We start from the raw sequence: 17,480 nt of genomic DNA on the forward strand, positions 1-17,480 counted from the left end.
TAGTAATATGTATTGTAGAAATAAATAGATTGTATGTTGTTGGAAAAGTATCTCGGGTAGGTCTTTTGAGAAAAATCTTATTTATTTGAAGTATTTATCGTACAACTTCTTAGTAGACATAAAATATATGTTAAATTTTATCTCATTAACGAAAATTTCGAGAGGTTCATCGTACTTTTACCGCCATTCCCCCTTAACATTTTATTAAGAGCAATCTTTAAGTCCGTTTTATGCTTAGATTTAGCTTTCAGGTACTTACTGAAGCGCATATTTGTTTTAGTTAGATTTTTTAACAAATTATTTTTTAATATTAACCCCACAAACATTAATGAATTATGAAAACAAAAATTACTTTATTTTTTTTAATTTACTCCGTTTTTTTTTATCAGGCCTACGCCCAATGTACAGGGGCTGATTTTGAAGAAAGAAATGGAATTGCCATTTTGGAAATGGAATCCAAATTAGCAGGTAGTTGGAGAAAGGAATCAGTTGCGGATGCCTCTGCAAATTCGGCATTGGTCTATAGGGGAAGCGATTCATTTGGAGGACCAGGCAGCTCTGTAATAACCTATAGTGTGAGAATTAATTCTCCAGGAACTTACAGGTTTATTTGGAGGAATAAAATCGGGGTCATCGCTAGTTCCAATCCCTCTACAGAACATAACGATTCTTGGTTGAAAATCAATGCTTCCGATTTTTATGGATTAAAAGGCTCGCATAGGGTATATCCTGGGGGTTCTGGTAAATCTCCAGTCGCCAATGGAGCCACATCTGGAGGATATTTTAAAATTTTCACTAATGTCATCAATTGGAGTTGGTCTACACAGACCAGTGATCACGATGATCATTTTATATATGCTACCTTTAATCAAGCAGGTGTTTATTCAATTCAAGTTTCCGGAAGATCTTCCGGACATTCCATTGATAGAATGGTTCTGTACAAGGAGGGTAGCTATTCTGCATCCAGTGCCCAAAATTTATCCAATGCCCAGACAAATTGTAGTGGTGGTTCTACCCCTCCAACAACTCCTACCCCTCCAACCCCACCGGCAAACAATACTCCACCAACTGTGAGTTTCTCCAACATCACTAATGGACAGAATTTTTCAGTAGGGAGTAGTTTATCCGTTGGGCTATCTGCAAGTGATTCTGATGGTAGTATATCGAAACATGAACTTTTTGTTAACAATTCTTTGGTTGATACAGATGGGGCATCTTATTCACCATATCAACTGACTCAACTCAGCGCTGGCAGTTACTCCTTGAAGGCTACGGTGACAGACAATAATGGGACAAGTTCTTCGGCTACGGTTAATTTTACAGTTGGAGGCAGTACTACACCACCCCAAGTTCCAACTCCGCCAACTGGCAATAATCCCCCGACAGCTAATTTTACTAACTTCAGTAATGGACAGAATTTTTCAATTGGCGGTAGTTTAGCCATAGGGCTAACGGCAAATGATACGGATGGCAGTATTTCCAAACATGAAATTTTTGTAAACAATGTATTGGTGGACACAGACGGATCATCTTATACTCCTCATTCACTTGCCTTGACCAGTTCGGGAAGCTATTCAATAAAGGCTACTGTTACAGATAACAGTGGTGCAAGTACTTCGATAACTGCAAACATTACTGTTGGGAGTGGTTCTCCTACTCCTCCGACCCCTCCAACCGGAGGTGGTAGTAATCCAATAGTTAACTTTTCCAACCTTAGCAATGGTCAACAAGTAGCAATTGGAAGTACTGTTTCTGTCGGGGTAAACGCTAGCGATGCCAATGGCAGTATTGTGAAATATCAAATTTATGTAGATGGTATATTGGTAGATACGGATGGGGCCAATTATACTCCACATCCAATCGTTGGTATTTCAGCAGGTAATCATGAGATAAAAGTAATTGTAACCGATAATTCAGGGGCTACGGCTACCAGTACAATAGTTATAGTAGCGGGTTCGGGCTCTCCTACAACTCCCACACCTTCTGCTATAAGCTTTAATCTAATCAATGCGTCCACTGATGCAAGTATTGGTCCACTTTCCAACGGTACCTCCTTAGGTTCAAATGACGCCCAGGGAGTTAATGTAAGGGCCAATGCACCAACAAATACTCAAAGTGTTGTTTTTACCCTTTCGGGCGCTTTGTCGAGAAGTTGGACAGAATCTACCGCACCTTATGCTTTATTTGGTGATACAAATGGGGATTACGCTTCTGTTAACCTGCCCAACGGATCCTATAGTTTGAAAGCCGTTGCATATTCGGGCAGTAATGGTAGCGGAAGTATTATTGCCAATACAACAATTAATTTTTCGATAGCTGCTATCTCTGCACTTGCAGCGAAAACCATTGCCTATCCTAACCCGGTTAAAAGTGATGGCAGAATTAGTCTTAAATTACCTACAGGCACTACGGGTTATTATACCTATTTTGTGACCAATGCTCTTGGTATCCAATTGGAACAGGGAGAATTTACAACCTCGCAATCACAAACCGATGTTGAATTGCAACTTTCCAATTTGGGGAGACAAATACCAGGAGTTTATTATCTGACACTTGTATCTTCAGTTTCAAAACAGACTATACCAATCGTAAGGGAGTAAAATTTAGTCTTAGTCCATTAATAAAATCAGTTTCAATTTTGAAACTGATTTTTTTTTGACAGAATTTTAATAATGGAAACAGAATAATTTTAGATTGTGCGTTATGTAGGCTGTATGAAATATTGTAAGGACACATCCATTAAGACTGCTCATTAAGGAATTAATATTGATAACAGATAAAATAGATTAATTTTGAATAAACGGAAAAATCAATTGGATATTGGCCGTAATGAAATTATAAATACATCGACGAACTAAGAGCGTAGGTTTTTTTGATAGGATAATGCCACTTTAGTAGTAATGCTGGAACATTGTAAAATACATACTACTGCAATTCTAATATTTGCCAATTCCTCCAAGGAAGAATTGAAGTATAAGCCTATGCCCAAGGGTAGGGTTTTGTTCCATGGCTTAACCGAACATGCCTTGAAGATAGCAGGGAAAACAGGTCTTCCTTATTTTCTAATATCGGAAAAAGAGCAAATTGGAAGTGGCTTTGGAGAAAGGTTTGTAAATGCTTTTAGCTCTATTTTTAAGATGGGCTTTGATAAGGTGATCGCTATTGGCAATGACACACCGCAACTGCGGGCCTCCGATATCGTAAGGGCTTCCGGGCTAATATGTGCAGGGAATGCTGTTCTGGGTCCTTCCATGGATGGTGGATTTTATCTGATCGGACTTCATAAATGCCAGTTGGATACTATGGCCCTTAAGGAATTGCCCTGGAAATCAAATACCCTTACCAATACTATTAGGGCCCTATTTGAAGCTTCCAATGTACATGTATGGCAGCTTCGGGCTTTGTTGGATCTGGATACCCATGCGGATCTAAAGAGGATTCTAAAAGGCTTGAAAAATAGTGCCGGTAAGATATTTCGATTAATCCTTACATTAATAACACCGGTCATAGAAATTATAGTTCAGGCATATATTTCATTAAGTCTTAAATTCAAAAGCACTTATTTTAATAAAGGCTCCCCATTCTCTTTCATCAACTAGCAGTGGTTATGGAAATCAATTTCCACAACCATCTTCGCCCATATCAAGGAAAACCGTAGTAATCGGACAGTAACACAGTATAACGTCACACCGTCCCCATCTATTTTTCGGTTTACGGTTATGGGAATAATACAAATTAGCAATAGCGGAAACCATGAAAAATAGGTTTCCCATAATAACTAAACAAAATATAATGGCAGATTCTTATTATGACCCCGCTGATTTACGCAAGTTTGGAAATATAACCGAATGGAGCGAAGAATTGGGAAACAAGTTTTTCGATTACTATGGAAAGGTATTTGAGGAAGGAGCTCTTAGTGCCAGGGAAAAATCTTTGATCGCTTTGGCCGTGGCCCATGTGGTAAAATGTCCCTATTGCATTGATGCCTATACCAAAGACGGTCTACAAAAGGGAATAACCAAGGAAGAGATGATGGAGGCCGTACATGCAGGGGCGGCAATTGAAAGCGGGGCCACCCTGGTACATGGAGTTCAAATGATGAACAAGTACAATAAGCTATCCATGTAAAATAAGTGGCTTTGCCAAGGCTCCAATGAGCTAAGTCCCAGTGAATATTTTACAGGCTATTGTGCTTAAAGTCGGCCGTTTCTGTAATAATTATTTGGGACTTTGAACTTCTAATAATCGAAGACCAATTAAAATGGCATCAAAATCTTTAAAAGCAAGGCAAAACTCCCTTGTCTTGGATAATAAACAATTGAAAATCCTTGAAGGGGGTGTTTTCGAAAATGGGGAATTGCCCTATTTTAAGGATAAAATTGCCCAAATAGGGCAGTTTCCCTTGCGTCCAAAAAAATTGGAAATCCTACAGATCAACGTTGGGTATATGTGCAATCAGGTTTGCGAACATTGCCATGTAGATGCAGGTCCCGATAGAAAGGAAATAATGACCAGGGAGACTATGGAACAATGTCTGGAGGTAATCCGCAATACAGCGGCCCATACCTTGGACCTAACAGGAGGTGCCCCGGAGATGAACCCCAATTTTAGGTGGTTTGTGGAAGAGGCCGCCAAAGCGGGAGTAAACGATTTTATAGTACGTTCCAACCTCACTATTATTAGGGCCAATAAGAAATATTATGATCTCCCGGAATTTTTTAAGAAATACAATATTCATGTTATTTCGTCCATGCCGCATTACACCCGTGGAAAAACGGACAAACAACGGGGAGAAGGAGTGTTCGATAAGTCGATCAAAGCTCTCCGGGAATTGAACGCCGTTGGATATGGTATGCCGGATAGTCCGCTGAGATTGGATCTGGTCTATAATCCGTCCGGTGCTTTTTTACCTGGGGACCAGTCAGCACTGGAGCGCGACTTTAAAAAAGCCCTGATGGAGGATTTTGAAATTCGGTTCCATAATCTCTTCGCTATAACAAATCTGCCCATAGCACGCTTTCTGGATTATTTGATGGCTTCCGGGAATTATGAGGATTATATGTATTCCTTGGTGGAGGCGTACAATCCTTCTGCAGTGGAGAACGTGATGTGTACCAATACTATTTCGGTGAGCTGGGATGGATGGTTGTACGATTGCGACTTTAATCAAATGTTGGGCCTTAAGGTGGCCAGCAAAATTAAACATATTAAAGACTACAATGAAGAGATGCTGACAGAGAGGAACATTATAGTTTCACAGCATTGTTATGGTTGTACGGCAGGAGCGGGGAGTAGTTGTCAGGGGGCCGTTACTTAATCCTTATTTTTGTTTTTATATACAAGGACAGTACTTCGTAATTCGTAACGGAAAGGACCAAGCGGTTTGTTGAAGTTGAAACAAGGGCCCAACTTTGGTCTTTCAGTGCATTTTATCGATTTAAACTTATTTTTGGCATCTATTTTTAAATAAATGGCCATAATTGGAGTTAGGGTAACAGACTTAAAAGTCTGTTTTACCGAAAACCAAATCTTATGGAAAAACAATTGAAGCGCATGGCTACCATGCAGCGCATACAAACCACCGGCTTGGAGCTTTTTTACCAAAGGGGCTATTTTAATACTAGTCTAGATGATATTTTAAAGGAGCTCTCCCTTTCCAAAGGGGCCTTTTATTACCATTTTCAATCCAAGGAGGAGTATTTTATAAGTATTGTACAAAATCTGCTTTTCAGAAAGGTCTATAGTAGTTTAATAGAGCCTATAGAAGGACAGGAAGACCCCTTAAACAAAATTGTAGTCTGTTTTGATGATGCTTTGGAAACAGCAGAGCATAACTTTCTGGATTACGGATTTGTTTTAAGTAATTTTATAACGGAATTTAATGGCAAGAATCCGGACATAATGAATTACCTTCAGGATATTTTGAAGGTGTGGGAAGTTAATTTGGTAACGGCCCTTCAAAAGGGAAAAACGGATGGATATGTAAATAGGCATATAGATAGTGAAGCCGTGGCTACCTACCTTATTTCGTCCTATATAGGTATACGGACATTAATGGTCGAAGGCAATAGTAAAATGTTGCGCTATAAATATATCCAACAGCTTCGTCAATACTTTAAATTAATAGAGCACAAAGAGCCGGCATAGTTTATTGCATTGCCCGCTACGCAAAGTCTCCGGAAATGGCGCTCTCCAACCAAGTAAGTCTACAGTTGGTAGTGGCATCTATTTTTTGTCAACTGCTTACAGCCAACTTATCGTCCAGTCCCTGCCAAGGAATCCCATTCCGTTCCAAAACTCCTGCCTTTGCCGGCAGGCAGGTATGTAATTTCATTTTATGGTCCAGTATTTAAGATTTCCTCAATTTTAGCAAGAACATCTTCCGGTGCAATGCTTCGCATCGCATTTTCATATCCAGGGGGATATTTGTTTCCATAGACCGAGGTTGGGATCAAAGGAAATTTATCCCTATCTGCCAGCAGTGCATTTTGGGGATCCTGTTTAAATGGATAGAAGCCCGCATAGGGATGGGTAACACCCCATAAAGTTAGGGTGGGGATTCCAAATAATGATGCCAAATGTGCATTGCCACTATCCATGGCCAACATCAGATGTAACTGGGAAATTAAAGCCAATTCCTCCTTGAAGGCCAATTTTCCCACCAGATTAATACTGTTTGGGAAGCAGCCTGCCCATTGGTCCAATAGTTTCCTCTCCTTTTCCCCTCCACCAAAAAGCAATATTTTGTAACCATTGGCTTCGTTAAGGGTTTGGACTACCTTCTCCATCAAATCCAAAGGATACATTTTGCCATCAAAGGCTGCAAAAGGAGCAATGCCAATCCATTTTTGTCCATTGCCCTTCAGCAATTCCCTGGTGGAAGGGAGTATGGCCCTTTTAGGGAGTAGGCATGCCTTTTCCAAATCTATTGGCATCCCCAGTTTTTCAAAAACATCCGCATAGCGTTGGGGGGTAGTTGTTAGGGGTGCAAAGACCTTATGGGTCAGGGAGGTCAATGCCTTTTTCCCTGCCCTGCCCTTATCCACCTGTACAAACGGAATGGATCCCAGTCTAAAATACTGCTTAAGGATGTTGCTGCGCAACACATTGTGCAGATCGGCAACCATATCCATATTCAGGCTTTTTAGTTCCTTATAGAGCTTCCAAAGTCCAAATAAGCCTTTGTGCCCGCCCTTTACGTCCGCCTCATAAACGCTTACATTTTTGAGTTCAGAAAAAAGGGGGCTAAAAAACGCTCTGGTAAGTACGGTCACTTTAATGTCGGGATATTGCTCCAACAAGGCCGATATTACGGGAACGGTCATGGCCACGTCGCCCATGGCGGATAATCGAATTACCAGAATATGTTTTCCGTCCCCAGATGAAGAGGGAATTTTTTCAATGCCACTTCTAGAGGTCTCGGTAGCCGTAACAGCCGTTTTAGGAAAACTTTTCACACCTTTAAATTTCGTATTTTTCGTTGATTCCTCAAAGGAGGTATCGCGATTTTGGAGGTCATGGGATTTTGCGGAGAACAGGGTTTAGTTCATTATCATTGTACATTTTCATTTGTTTGTACACCTTCATGTATTTTTTTCCAGATTCGATATCCTCCAATAATTGATCTATGGCAACGCATAGGTCTATCTTTTGTTCCAATAGGACATTAAGTTTATTTTGGCATTTTTGTTTATGTTCCTGGGAGGCGTCCGCTCTAGTTACTTCTTCCTCCATATGATATATTTTAAGGGCCAAAATGGAAAGTCGGTCTATGGCCCATGCGGGACTTTCCGTATTTATGGTTGCATCCTTATTTTTTTCTATGGCTTGGTATTTATCCAGAAAATAGCTGTCAATAAATTCCACCAAATCTGTCCTATCCTGATTACTGGCATCAATCTGTCTTTTTAATCGTAACGCGGCCACAGGCTCAATATTAGGGTCCCGTATAATGTCCTCATAATGCCATTGTACCGTATCTATCCAATTTTTGCGATATAGGAGATGGGATATGTCTTCTTTTGGATAGGGATTTTTAAACTTCTGGGATACGTCATCTTTTAGATGATATTTTTTGATGCTTTCTTCAAATATTTTATAGGCAAAATCACTGAACATAACGACAATATTTTGGGGTAAAGATACCGTTTATTTAAAAAACGGATATAGCTATTTTACTTCATTAGCGTATTGGTCAGAAATACGATAAAGGGAACTATAACGGATACCATTAGTACAATTTCCCGCAAACTGGCCTTTTTAATGGATTGGATATAAGTGGTTATAAAAACTACTGCTGGGAAAAAAGTAATTAGAATAGGATGGGTTTCAGGAGTGGATTTTAAGACCTTCACCAACAATCCTATAAAAAAGAGCAGGACTATGAGACGCATTGTTACTATTTTCCCTACCCCTAAGCTGCCCAATTTCAAAAAAGCCAAAAAACCGCAAAGTAAAACGATGGATACGTAAAGAAATAAAAGGGTACTATTGCTCCAATCATAGAAATAGACCGCATTGAACCGAAAATCGAAATAATAATGATTCCACAAAAAATCCATATTGTTGCCCAAAGCCAGTACCGCTAACATAATTAGGGCCATAGCAATTATTGCAGCGAATGGGACCAACCAGTTTTTAATGTTTTTTGGTTCGTAAAAATAAATGGCAACAATTACGACCAATAGATACAATATGGCCCAGTCATAGAACAAACTGGCGATCATTATCCAAAAGGTAGCATCGAAAATTTTTAATTTAATGTCCTTGAGACTACGGAAACTTAGGATCCTGCGTATGGAGAGCAATAAAAAAAAACTACAGAAAATGGCATTGGCATCTATCAGCACTTCCGGGAAAAGTACGATCAATAGGATATAAAATAGGATGGCCAATGAATTGCCTCCTGTAATCTTATTTCTTAAAGCAATAAAATTGACCACAAAAATGCTGAAGGACAAGATTCCCAGAATTGCTGTTTGTCCCAATAATTGTTTTGGTGAATACGATTTTTGAAACACAAAAAAATGAACGAACCAATAGAAAATAAAGAGAAATACCAGCAGTATTATATAATTTATTGGTTTTGTTCTTCCAAAAATGCTTGAAATCATCCTAGGTTTTATATTTTTGCAAGGTAAATATAATTAAGATGGATTCATTTTTTTACGGTATAGAGGATTTATTTGTAAATGTACTTTTTGCACCATTGGACGCCTTACGTGCCATGGAGAATTGGTGGGCGGCAAACACCTTAAATTGGATTTTTATGCTTATTGGCAGTGCCGCCTTTGTATATTGGATGTTGGAGTTGAAAAAGTATAATGATAAGGGCGAGGAAAATAAGGACGCTACCGCACATTCTTACCTATAATCGTATTTTTGGTTTCCGATTCGAATAAGGCTTATTTGGACCAAGTCCGATTCTTGGATTTCTTTTAAAAATCAAAATAATCCAAAATATAAAAGGGATAGTGTTTGCTATCCCTTTTATATTCTGTTCTAATGTTTATGCCTTATAATATGGGTTTGAGATAAGCTTTCTGCCTTTAAATAGATCAACTTGTTAATTTTATAAGCATTGTCATTTCGACAGAGCTAGGGGCGAGCGACTAGAAATCTTCGGTTTCTCCCCATTCTTCGTTCGGAACGACAACAGTTCCCATCACTAGAATTCAACTAACGGATTAATAGTAGTTGTAGTCTTCCCTAAACGATTTATCTATACTGTGTAGATAAGTGCCTTGAAACGGAGCTATTTTAGCCCGCCAAAAAGGGGGTGGATCCAGCTTGTTTTTCCCCTATTTGCATATACGGCTTAACTATGGACTATCTATGGAGTATCTATGGAGTATCTATGGAGTATCTATGGAGTATCTATGGAGTATCTATGGAGTATCTATGGAGAAATTAGTTTGATGAAAATTTTGAAGATCAAAATATTCTAAAATATAAAAGGGATGACAAGCGCTATCCCTTTTTTCTCTTACAAAATACATCGTTTGTACTTTCTAAAGATCAAATCCCAGATCTTTGCGATAGTACATGTTATCGAATTGTAGTTTTTTCATGTTTTTATAGGATTTTTTAAGTGCTTCCTTGTAGTTGGAACCATAAGCGGTAACTGCCAAGACCCTACCCCCATTGGTCAAGACCCTGCCGTCCTTTAATTCGGTTCCGGCGTGGAACACCACGGCATCTTCAATATGCTCAAAACCTGTTATTTCCATACCTTTCCCATAAGCTTCGGGATACCCTCCGGATACGGCCATTACGGTGGTAGCGGCACGCTCATCTATTTCTAGGTCGATGGCATCCAAACTTTGGTTTGCGACGGCTTCAAAAATTTCTACCAGATCATTCTTTATCCTAGGAATTACCACTTCAGTTTCAGGATCGCCCAATCGCACGTTGTATTCGATTACTTTTGGTTCGTCACCTACTTTTATCAAACCAATAAACACAAATCCCTTATAAGGCAGGTTGTCCAATTTAAAGCCCTCTACGGTAGGTTTTACTATTCGCTCAAGTACTTTATCCATAAACACCTTATCTGCGAAAGGAACGGGGGATATGGCCCCCATACCCCCTGTATTCAATCCGGTATCACCTTCTCCAATCCTTTTATAATCTTTTGCAGTTGGTAGGACCTTAAAACCTTTACCATCGGTAAGCACAAAACAGCTCAGTTCAATTCCGTCCAAAAATTCCTCTATAACCACGGTGGCACTGGCAGCCCCAAATTTGGAGTCGACCAACATGGTTTTCAGTTCATCCTTGGCCTCTTGTAAGTTGTTCAATATTAAAACTCCTTTCCCTGCCGCAAGTCCGTCCGCTTTTAGTACATAAGGGGGGGTAAGGGTTTCCAAAAAGGCGTAGCCCTTTTCCAAGGTTTCGACGGTAAAACTTTCATAGGCAGCGGTGGGGATGTTGTGCCGCATCATAAACTCCTTGGCAAACTGTTTGCTTCCTTCCAAGGTGGCCGCTGCTTTTTGTGGTCCAATGACGGGAATATGCTTTAAGTCCCTATGGTTTAGGAAGAAATCGTGTATCCCGTGCACCAATGGGTCTTCAGGTCCTACAATGACCATTTGGATATTTTCGGAAAGCACACATTTCTTAATGGCTTCAAAATCGTTGACCCCAAGGGGGACATTTTTGGCAATGGTGGCGGTTCCTGCATTTCCGGGAGCCACATAAAGATTTTTAAGTTTTGGACTTTGTTTTAATTTCCAGGCTAAGGTATGTTCGCGCCCTCCGGCACCAAGGATAAGGATGTTCATTCTTAAAAATTTTTCCCAAAAATACGGCTTGAAATGGATATAAGGTATATTTCGTTTAAAATATATGCCGGTACCAAAATTAAAGAGTCATAAAAAACCCACCGTACTGGTGGGTCTATTTTATTTTTTATTTCGATCCGAAAAGTCACGATGTTCCGTTTTTCTAAGTTCTTCGGCGGTAAGTGTCTTAAAGAAATCCCAAGTTTTCTTCATTCCTTCCTTTCTACTTATTTTAGGTTCCCAGCCCAAAATTTCCTTTGCTTTGGAAATATCTGGTTGACGCTGCATTGGGTCATCTTGAGGCAAAGGTTTATATATTATTTTTTGGTCTGTTCCGGTTAAATTGATAATTTCTTCTGCAAATTCCTTGATGGTTATTTCATGTGGATTGCCAATATTTACAGGTAGGGAATAATCGCTCATCAATAATCTATAAATTCCTTCTATTTCGTCATCAACAAAACAGAAAGAACGGGTCTGGGAACCATCCCCAAATACCGTTAAATCCTCACCACGCAATGCTTGCCCCATAAAGGCAGGAATTACCCTACCATCGTTTAACCTCATTCTTGGCCCGTAGGTGTTAAATATCCTAACGATACGGGTTTCAACACCATGAAATCTATGGTAGGCCATTGTTATGGATTCTTGAAACCGTTTGGCTTCGTCATAAACCCCACGAGGCCCTATGGTATTTACATTGCCATAATATTCTTCTGTTTGGGGATGTACCAAGGGGTCACCGTATATTTCAGAAGTGGAAGCAATAAGGATCCTTGCTTGTTTTTCCTTGGCCAATCCCAATAAATTATGGGTTCCCAAGGCTCCTACTTTCAGGGTTTGAATGGGAATTTTTAAATAATCTATCGGACTTGCCGGGGAGGCAAAATGCAATATATAATCCAAGTCTCCCGGAATATGGACGAATTTCGTAACATCATGGTGCTGGAATTCAAATTGCTCCAAAGGGAAGAGGTGTTCAATATTCTTGAGATCTCCGGTGATCAGGTTATCCATGGCAATAACATAGAAACCTTCTTTAATCATCCTGTCGCAAAGGTGTGATCCCAAAAAGCCGGCAGCGCCAGTAATAAGTACTTTTTTCATCTAGTGATTATTTATTAGTAAGATTGATGCGGACAAATTTAGTGTTATGGAATAACGTTAAAAATAAATATGGTTTAATAACCAAAATAATGGGGCAAAGTGTGCTAAACCGGCAAAAATTTACGGTTAAGGTCAACTATCATTTGCTTTCCAAGATATAATATAGCGTAATGTTTTATTCTCAATAGGCTTTTTTCTCTCCTGAAACGGCATTCAGGATGGTCTGTACAATAATTTTTAAATCCATGAACAACGACCAGTTTTCGATATAGAAAATATCAAATTTGGTACGGTTGAAAATATCGATATCCGTTTCTATTTCTCCCCTATAACCTCTAACCTGGGCCAAACCTGTTATGCCCGGTTTAACAAAATGGCGCAGCATGTATTTATCTACCTTATTGGCAAACTCATTGGTGTGTTTCACCATATGGGGTCTTGGACCAACGACGGACATGTTTCCAAAGAGGACATTATAAAATTGTGGAAGTTCATCTATACTTGTTCTGCGGATAAACTTGCCCACCTTGGTGGTGCGCATGTCATTTTTTACGGCCATCAGGCTATCCGCTTGTTCATTGGGAGCCATGGATCTAAACTTGTAGCAATAGAATTCCTTGTTATCTATGCCATTCCTTTTTTGTCTGAAATATACGGGTCCCTTGGTTTCCAGCCTAATGATCAAGGCAATAATAGGGGCCAGCCAAGACAATATTCCAATAATAACGGTCAGTGAAAAAACAATGTCGAAAAGCCTTTTTAAGGCGGCGTTCAGTGGATTGTGCAAGGGAATATCCCTTAAGGACAATATGGGAATATAATCATAGTACTCAAAGGTGAGTTTCTTGGAAAAGATATTTTTGTTGTCTGGAATAAATTTTAGGGTTTTTAAATTATTGTCCGCAAAATTGATAAACTCTGCAATTTGATTGTTCTTTAGTTCCGAAACGGAGCAATATATTTCATCTATATTGTTTTCTACGATATACACAAAACAGGCGTAGATATCAAAAGAAGCATCCGCAGGGCAGAACTGTTTCATAAAATGGTACCCAAACTCCCTTCTTTCATTGAATACGGTAATCAACTGATCTGTTTTTTTGTTTTTGCCAATCACCACCACATTTCTCATATTCCCCTTTACCCGTTCCCTATATTTCATCAAAAGAATATAGTTCAAGAACTTGATGGTAAAAATGGCGAGTCCCACAAAAACAAAATATTCCCCCAACGCCAACCTACTTATATTGGGCTGCTTAAAAAAGCCGATAAAAGCGTATAATATTAAAAAGAAGAATACAAATTGGTTGAACAAAAGTTTAAGAAGGTAGGATACTTTGGTATATCTATACACTACGTAAAAACTGTTTTTGAACGAAAGAATGATCCAGGCCAGGGTGAGATAAGAGTGAAAAAGTATTGGGTATTCAAAATTAATGGGCAAAAAGTAGGCAAAAAGGTTGATTACCAATAAATCCACTCCATAGGATATGGGGGTAATTAGATTGGAAAAACGGTGTTTTTTAAAAAGCATTTATTTTGGACCGTACGTTTTATATTATAATCTGAGAACAAAGATAATTTTAAAACATCTAAATTGGCATCAAAGGATAAACTAAAACCTTAATAATCCTCCAAACACTCTATGAACTGACGAAAAGGCAATAGTAAAATTCAATTTTCAGAAGTAAAAAATTTCTCTAAAAATCTTCTGGGGAAACTGTTTTCCAATGTTTTAATGAACTTTTAAAGTCATATTTAAATATAAAACCATTTTCAATCAAATAATTAGGTTTAATGTTAGTGGGAAATCCTGCTTTTTTCACTCTAACAGGATGAATATCGGTTTTTTTGCCTATTGTTTTAAACAGTGCATTAATAAAAAAAGCAACAATTGATAAGGTTCTGACAGATAATTTCAGAGTAGGTTTACTATAATTGAATTCATTTTTAACGATGTTGGCCATTTCATTTAGTGGGACTAAAGGATTTTCAGCGTAATTATAGATTATCAAACTGTCCGACTTGTTCATGGTAAAAATTATACTTTCAATTAAACCATATATATAACCATAAGCTTTAATAACTTTTCCACCATTCGGCAAAATAAAAGTTCCTTTTTTCAAGGCTTTGATCATTCTATATACATTCCCTGGATCTTTGGGACCATATATAACACTTGGTCTTACAATTATAAGTCTTCTCTCTCTTTTCTCCCCCAGCCATTGTTGATGTGTTTTCTCGGCTAAAGCCTTAGAAATACCATAGGCTGTTTCAGGGTATAAATTAGATTCCTCCGTTCTTACATTTATTGATTTTCCGTATGGTGCTATGCTGCTTGTAAAAAAAATATTCTGTATGCCTGTTTCACGGGCAAATTCAGTTACGTTTTTTGCTCCTGGAATATTGGTGTCAAAATACTCCTTATAATCATGTCCTGGTTCTCTATGAATAGCTGCAAAATTAAAAATCCAAGAGCCCTTTACATCAACCTTACCAATCTCTAATTGAATAGGGTTTCTTACATCTAATTTAAAATAGTGCACAGATGGTTCGTTGTCATATCCTTGAATTTGATTTAGGTCACATATAATATATTTTGAGAACGCATTAGCTTTTAAAAAAAATGCCAACATATTTTTGCCAATATAACCAGCCCCACCGAATATAATTGCTGTTTTTTTCATTCATTGAAATTAAAATTGTGCAAGAGTCTTTTTATTTATATCTCGTCTACTTTTATCAAAAATCCACCCCCATTTGTTAAAATATTTTATCATTGAAGTAATATGATAATATAGCAATCTAAAGCTCTTGTATGATCCTTTGCCGTGCTTATGATAAATAACTGTTTTCGGAAAATACAATGTCTTAAAATGCTCATGTATGCGCCTAGTTAAATCAATATCTTCTGGATACATAAAAAATCTTTCGTCAAATCCTTTTACGATATCGAAAACCTTACAATTTATAAACATAAAGCACCCCATGACATATGGAACCTCTATAATTTTATTGAAATTTGAAAACCTAAGTTCATATCTATAATCAAAATATTCTTGTATTTTCTTGATTGGAATAAACCTTCGTATTATCAAATTAATCGGTGTTGGGAGTAACTTAGCGGAATATTGAGTGGATCCATCCATATTAAGAATTTTTGGAGCCAATAAACCAACATCCTCATTGTTATTCATATAATGGTACATTGTCTCCAATACTTGTTTATCAAATTGAATATCGGCATTTAAAACTACATGATATCTCGATATATTTTTTACCTTTCTTATCGCAACATTGTGTCCTGACCCAAATCCGACATTTTTTCCAGTGAAAATATATTCTATATTCTCAAAACTATTAAAAGCCTTTTTTAATATGTCGGTTGGGGAATTATCAACTAAAAATAACCTATTAATTAAATTTAGCTTTTGAAATTCTCTAACAACATTGTTCACTTCTTCTATGTCTGTATTGTATAGAACAATAGAAGCGGTTATATCATATTCTTTCATGGTCTTTCATTTTAAAACCGAACAATAAATTAATTTTATGATTATTCTTTTTGGTTATAATCTCTTTAAAAAAAATCGAATTAAAGAGGGCATAAAAAATGGCTCCATGCATTCTTGAAAAGAGGTTCTCAAAAAGCATGATTGTAAAAATCAATATTAAAAAGGCCAAATAAATTTTATTCTCATAATTAATAGCTATTATGAATTGGTAAGATCCAGCTAATCCAAAAATAATTAAACCTAATAAACCACCAGATAACAAAATCTGAAAATATGTGCTGTGGGTATTATATTCTGTTTCCTGATAAACCCTTGTGTGAAATTGATAATAACAAGCATCTAACTTATCTTGGACGTCACCAACTCCTACACCAAGAATTGGATACTCTCCATAAATGTCAAGGACACATTTATATATGCCGATTCTAATATTACTAGATGTATGGGCATTACCGACCGGAGGGCGAAACTTTTGAGCACTAAATTCATCCACAAATCGAGCTTTAAGAAATGATATTTGTGTTATTGCTAATATAATTAGACTTATTGACAAAACACTTACGAAAAATTTACCTCTTATTGATTTGATTTTTGTAAGCATTAAAAAAAATGAAGCAATAACAAATCCAATTATTGGTCCCCGAGCGGAAAATAATAAAATAGTAAAAAGAAAGTATCCAATTATTAGTAGTAATAGTATTTGTGTTTTTTTATCTTTAGTATTTATAAGTTGGTTTAAAAGCCATAATACTATAAATAAAACCCACATTGAGAAATAAGTAGGATGAATATCAACGTATTGTAAATTAAACAATACAGTTCTAAATGGATTCTCCCAAAATGTAATATCATCCTCCCAGAAGGTTAAAAAAGTACCTGAATTAAATAGTTCGAAATATATATAGAAAGTTAATAGCAAACAAGATGCACCAAAAACCACTATAATTAAATTCACCTTTTTATGTGATATTGAAGGATGAAAAAAGAATATTACGGCAGGAATAACCATGATACTAAGGGAACGCTGGATGGAATTTAAACCGTCATTTATATTGTGAGAATAGAGTAAGGTTATAATTAGGATTATCGGAAAAATTGAACATAAAATAAAATACTTTAGTGAAGATCCCGTTTGGCCTTCTTTTTTTATATAATAACTACTTATACCTATAACGGCCACTGTAATTATTAGGATTGATGCAACGTTAAATTTTAATAAAGGGAATAAAGCTAAAAGTAATAATGATATCAACCTATAATCTAAATTAAGAAAGGACTTAATCATTTTTTAAGATATAGTTAACAAGGTTAGTCCATCCAATTATGAATGGTTCACTAATTTCTATTTTTGGATTGTCGATTTTAGGCAATTCGTTGTCTATCAATTGTTTTAATAAAATTGATAATTCGATATGAGAATTTGGATTAAAAAAATAACCTTTATTATAATCTCCTAATGTTTCCTTAGCGTATGATAAGTTAGATAGAAATATTGGCTTATTAAAACTCTTAAATTCAGTAATAGGCAAGCCCCAACTCTCCAGTTTTGAGGGAAATACAAGTCCATCCATCTCCT

The 17,480-nt window shown here is 37.2% G+C and carries 16 protein-coding genes; 6 read left to right on the forward strand and 10 right to left on the reverse strand.

The features are described from left to right. The first annotated feature begins 335 nt into the window (after positions 1-335). The 5 genes from D0S24_RS20170 (at position 336) to D0S24_RS20195 (ending at position 6,147) form a co-directional block, all read left to right on the forward strand. Positions 336-2,600 carry an Ig-like domain-containing protein gene (locus D0S24_RS20170; RefSeq protein WP_117021642.1) on the forward strand — a complete coding sequence of 755 codons (2,265 nt, stop codon included), beginning with the start codon at positions 336-338 and terminating at the stop codon, positions 2,598-2,600. A 300-nt stretch (positions 2,601-2,900) separates the two neighbouring features. After that, entirely contained in the window at positions 2,901-3,599 is a 699-nt protein-coding gene (locus D0S24_RS20175; protein ID WP_117021643.1) for a DUF2064 domain-containing protein, read from the forward strand. Positions 3,600-3,792: 193 nt separating this feature from the next. Continuing rightward, positions 3,793-4,128 (forward strand): arsenosugar biosynthesis-associated peroxidase-like protein, encoded by a 336-nt coding sequence (locus D0S24_RS20180; RefSeq protein WP_117021658.1) that lies wholly within the window; start codon positions 3,793-3,795, stop codon positions 4,126-4,128. Positions 4,129-4,261: 133 nt separating this feature from the next. Continuing rightward, positions 4,262-5,317: an arsenosugar biosynthesis radical SAM (seleno)protein ArsS gene (gene arsS, locus D0S24_RS20185; RefSeq protein WP_117021644.1), complete on the forward strand. Its 1,056-nt coding sequence runs from the start codon at positions 4,262-4,264 to the stop codon at positions 5,315-5,317. A 215-nt stretch (positions 5,318-5,532) separates the two neighbouring features. Beyond that, positions 5,533-6,147: a TetR/AcrR family transcriptional regulator gene (locus tag D0S24_RS20195; RefSeq protein ID WP_117021646.1), complete on the forward strand. Its 615-nt coding sequence runs from the start codon at positions 5,533-5,535 to the stop codon at positions 6,145-6,147. Positions 6,148-6,335: 188 nt separating this feature from the next. Here the strand turns inward: D0S24_RS20195 and D0S24_RS20200 are convergent, their stop codons facing one another. The 3 genes from D0S24_RS20200 to D0S24_RS20210 are packed head-to-tail and all read right to left on the reverse strand — an operon-like array spanning position 6,336 to position 9,113. After that, positions 6,336-7,457 carry a glycosyltransferase family 9 protein gene (locus D0S24_RS20200; protein WP_309545109.1) on the reverse strand — a complete coding sequence of 374 codons (1,122 nt, stop codon included), beginning with the start codon at positions 7,455-7,457 and terminating at the stop codon, positions 6,336-6,338. Between the two features lie 58 nt (positions 7,458-7,515). Continuing rightward, positions 7,516-8,118, reverse strand: coding sequence for a DUF4254 domain-containing protein (locus D0S24_RS20205; RefSeq protein WP_117021647.1), 603 nt, complete (start codon positions 8,116-8,118; stop codon positions 7,516-7,518). Between the two features lie 56 nt (positions 8,119-8,174). Then, positions 8,175-9,113 (reverse strand): hypothetical protein, encoded by a 939-nt coding sequence (locus D0S24_RS20210; RefSeq protein WP_117021648.1) that lies wholly within the window; start codon positions 9,111-9,113, stop codon positions 8,175-8,177. Positions 9,114-9,151: 38 nt separating this feature from the next. On the opposite strand from D0S24_RS20210, the gene D0S24_RS20215 reads away from it, so the two are divergent. After that, positions 9,152-9,373: a DUF6341 family protein gene (locus D0S24_RS20215; protein ID WP_117021649.1), complete on the forward strand. Its 222-nt coding sequence runs from the start codon at positions 9,152-9,154 to the stop codon at positions 9,371-9,373. A 637-nt stretch (positions 9,374-10,010) separates the two neighbouring features. On the opposite strand, the gene purD is transcribed toward D0S24_RS20215, so the two are convergent. From purD to D0S24_RS20250, 7 genes are all read right to left on the reverse strand, one after another. Beyond that, positions 10,011-11,282, reverse strand: coding sequence for a phosphoribosylamine--glycine ligase (gene purD, locus D0S24_RS20220; protein ID WP_117021650.1), 1,272 nt, complete (start codon positions 11,280-11,282; stop codon positions 10,011-10,013). 120 nt (positions 11,283-11,402) lie between these two features. Beyond that, positions 11,403-12,389: a UDP-glucuronic acid decarboxylase family protein gene (locus D0S24_RS20225; protein ID WP_117021651.1), complete on the reverse strand. Its 987-nt coding sequence runs from the start codon at positions 12,387-12,389 to the stop codon at positions 11,403-11,405. A 181-nt stretch (positions 12,390-12,570) separates the two neighbouring features. Continuing rightward, the gene (locus D0S24_RS20230) at positions 12,571-13,923 is read right to left on the reverse strand and encodes an exopolysaccharide biosynthesis polyprenyl glycosylphosphotransferase (protein ID WP_117021652.1); all 1,353 of its coding nucleotides are present in this window, start codon (positions 13,921-13,923) and stop codon (positions 12,571-12,573) included. Positions 13,924-14,089: 166 nt separating this feature from the next. Further along, a complete protein-coding gene (locus D0S24_RS20235) occupies positions 14,090-15,076 on the reverse strand; it encodes an NAD(P)-dependent oxidoreductase (RefSeq protein ID WP_117021653.1) in 987 nt (328 codons plus the stop codon). 9 nt (positions 15,077-15,085) lie between these two features. Further along, the gene (locus D0S24_RS20240; RefSeq protein WP_117021654.1) at positions 15,086-15,904 is read right to left on the reverse strand and encodes a glycosyltransferase; all 819 of its coding nucleotides are present in this window, start codon (positions 15,902-15,904) and stop codon (positions 15,086-15,088) included. After that, positions 15,891-17,189, reverse strand: coding sequence for an O-antigen ligase (locus D0S24_RS20245; RefSeq protein ID WP_117021655.1), 1,299 nt, complete (start codon positions 17,187-17,189; stop codon positions 15,891-15,893). Before D0S24_RS20245 ends, D0S24_RS20240 begins: the two co-directional genes overlap by 14 nt. Continuing rightward, positions 17,182-17,480, reverse strand: a 299-nt coding sequence (locus tag D0S24_RS20250; protein ID WP_117021660.1) for a glycosyltransferase, incomplete at its 5' end; no start/stop codon positions are given. The genes D0S24_RS20250 and D0S24_RS20245, both read right to left, overlap by 8 nt.

It is taken from the genome of Arenibacter sp. P308M17 (genome assembly GCF_003426735.1).
Taxonomy (GTDB): domain Bacteria; phylum Bacteroidota; class Bacteroidia; order Flavobacteriales; family Flavobacteriaceae; genus Arenibacter.

Coding starts and splice junctions, on each gene's coding strand:
- D0S24_RS20195 (WP_117021646.1), top strand. CDS start 5,533: ATGGAAAAACAATTGAAGCGCATGGCTACCATGCAGCGCATACAAACC.
- D0S24_RS20210 (WP_117021648.1), bottom strand. CDS start 9,113: ATGATTTCAAGCATTTTTGGAAGAACAAAACCAATAAATTATATAATA.
- D0S24_RS20170 (WP_117021642.1), top strand. CDS start 336: ATGAAAACAAAAATTACTTTATTTTTTTTAATTTACTCCGTTTTTTTT.
- D0S24_RS20240 (WP_117021654.1), bottom strand. CDS start 15,904: ATGAAAGAATATGATATAACCGCTTCTATTGTTCTATACAATACAGAC.
- D0S24_RS20230 (WP_117021652.1), bottom strand. CDS start 13,923: ATGCTTTTTAAAAAACACCGTTTTTCCAATCTAATTACCCCCATATCC.
- D0S24_RS20235 (WP_117021653.1), bottom strand. CDS start 15,076: ATGAAAAAAACAGCAATTATATTCGGTGGGGCTGGTTATATTGGCAAA.
- D0S24_RS20180 (WP_117021658.1), top strand. CDS start 3,793: ATGGCAGATTCTTATTATGACCCCGCTGATTTACGCAAGTTTGGAAAT.
- D0S24_RS20245 (WP_117021655.1), bottom strand. CDS start 17,189: ATGATTAAGTCCTTTCTTAATTTAGATTATAGGTTGATATCATTATTA.
- arsS (WP_117021644.1), top strand. CDS start 4,262: ATGGCATCAAAATCTTTAAAAGCAAGGCAAAACTCCCTTGTCTTGGAT.
- purD (WP_117021650.1), bottom strand. CDS start 11,282: ATGAACATCCTTATCCTTGGTGCCGGAGGGCGCGAACATACCTTAGCC.
- D0S24_RS20205 (WP_117021647.1), bottom strand. CDS start 8,118: ATGTTCAGTGATTTTGCCTATAAAATATTTGAAGAAAGCATCAAAAAA.
- D0S24_RS20175 (WP_117021643.1), top strand. CDS start 2,901: ATGCTGGAACATTGTAAAATACATACTACTGCAATTCTAATATTTGCC.
- D0S24_RS20225 (WP_117021651.1), bottom strand. CDS start 12,389: ATGAAAAAAGTACTTATTACTGGCGCTGCCGGCTTTTTGGGATCACAC.
- D0S24_RS20215 (WP_117021649.1), top strand. CDS start 9,152: ATGGATTCATTTTTTTACGGTATAGAGGATTTATTTGTAAATGTACTT.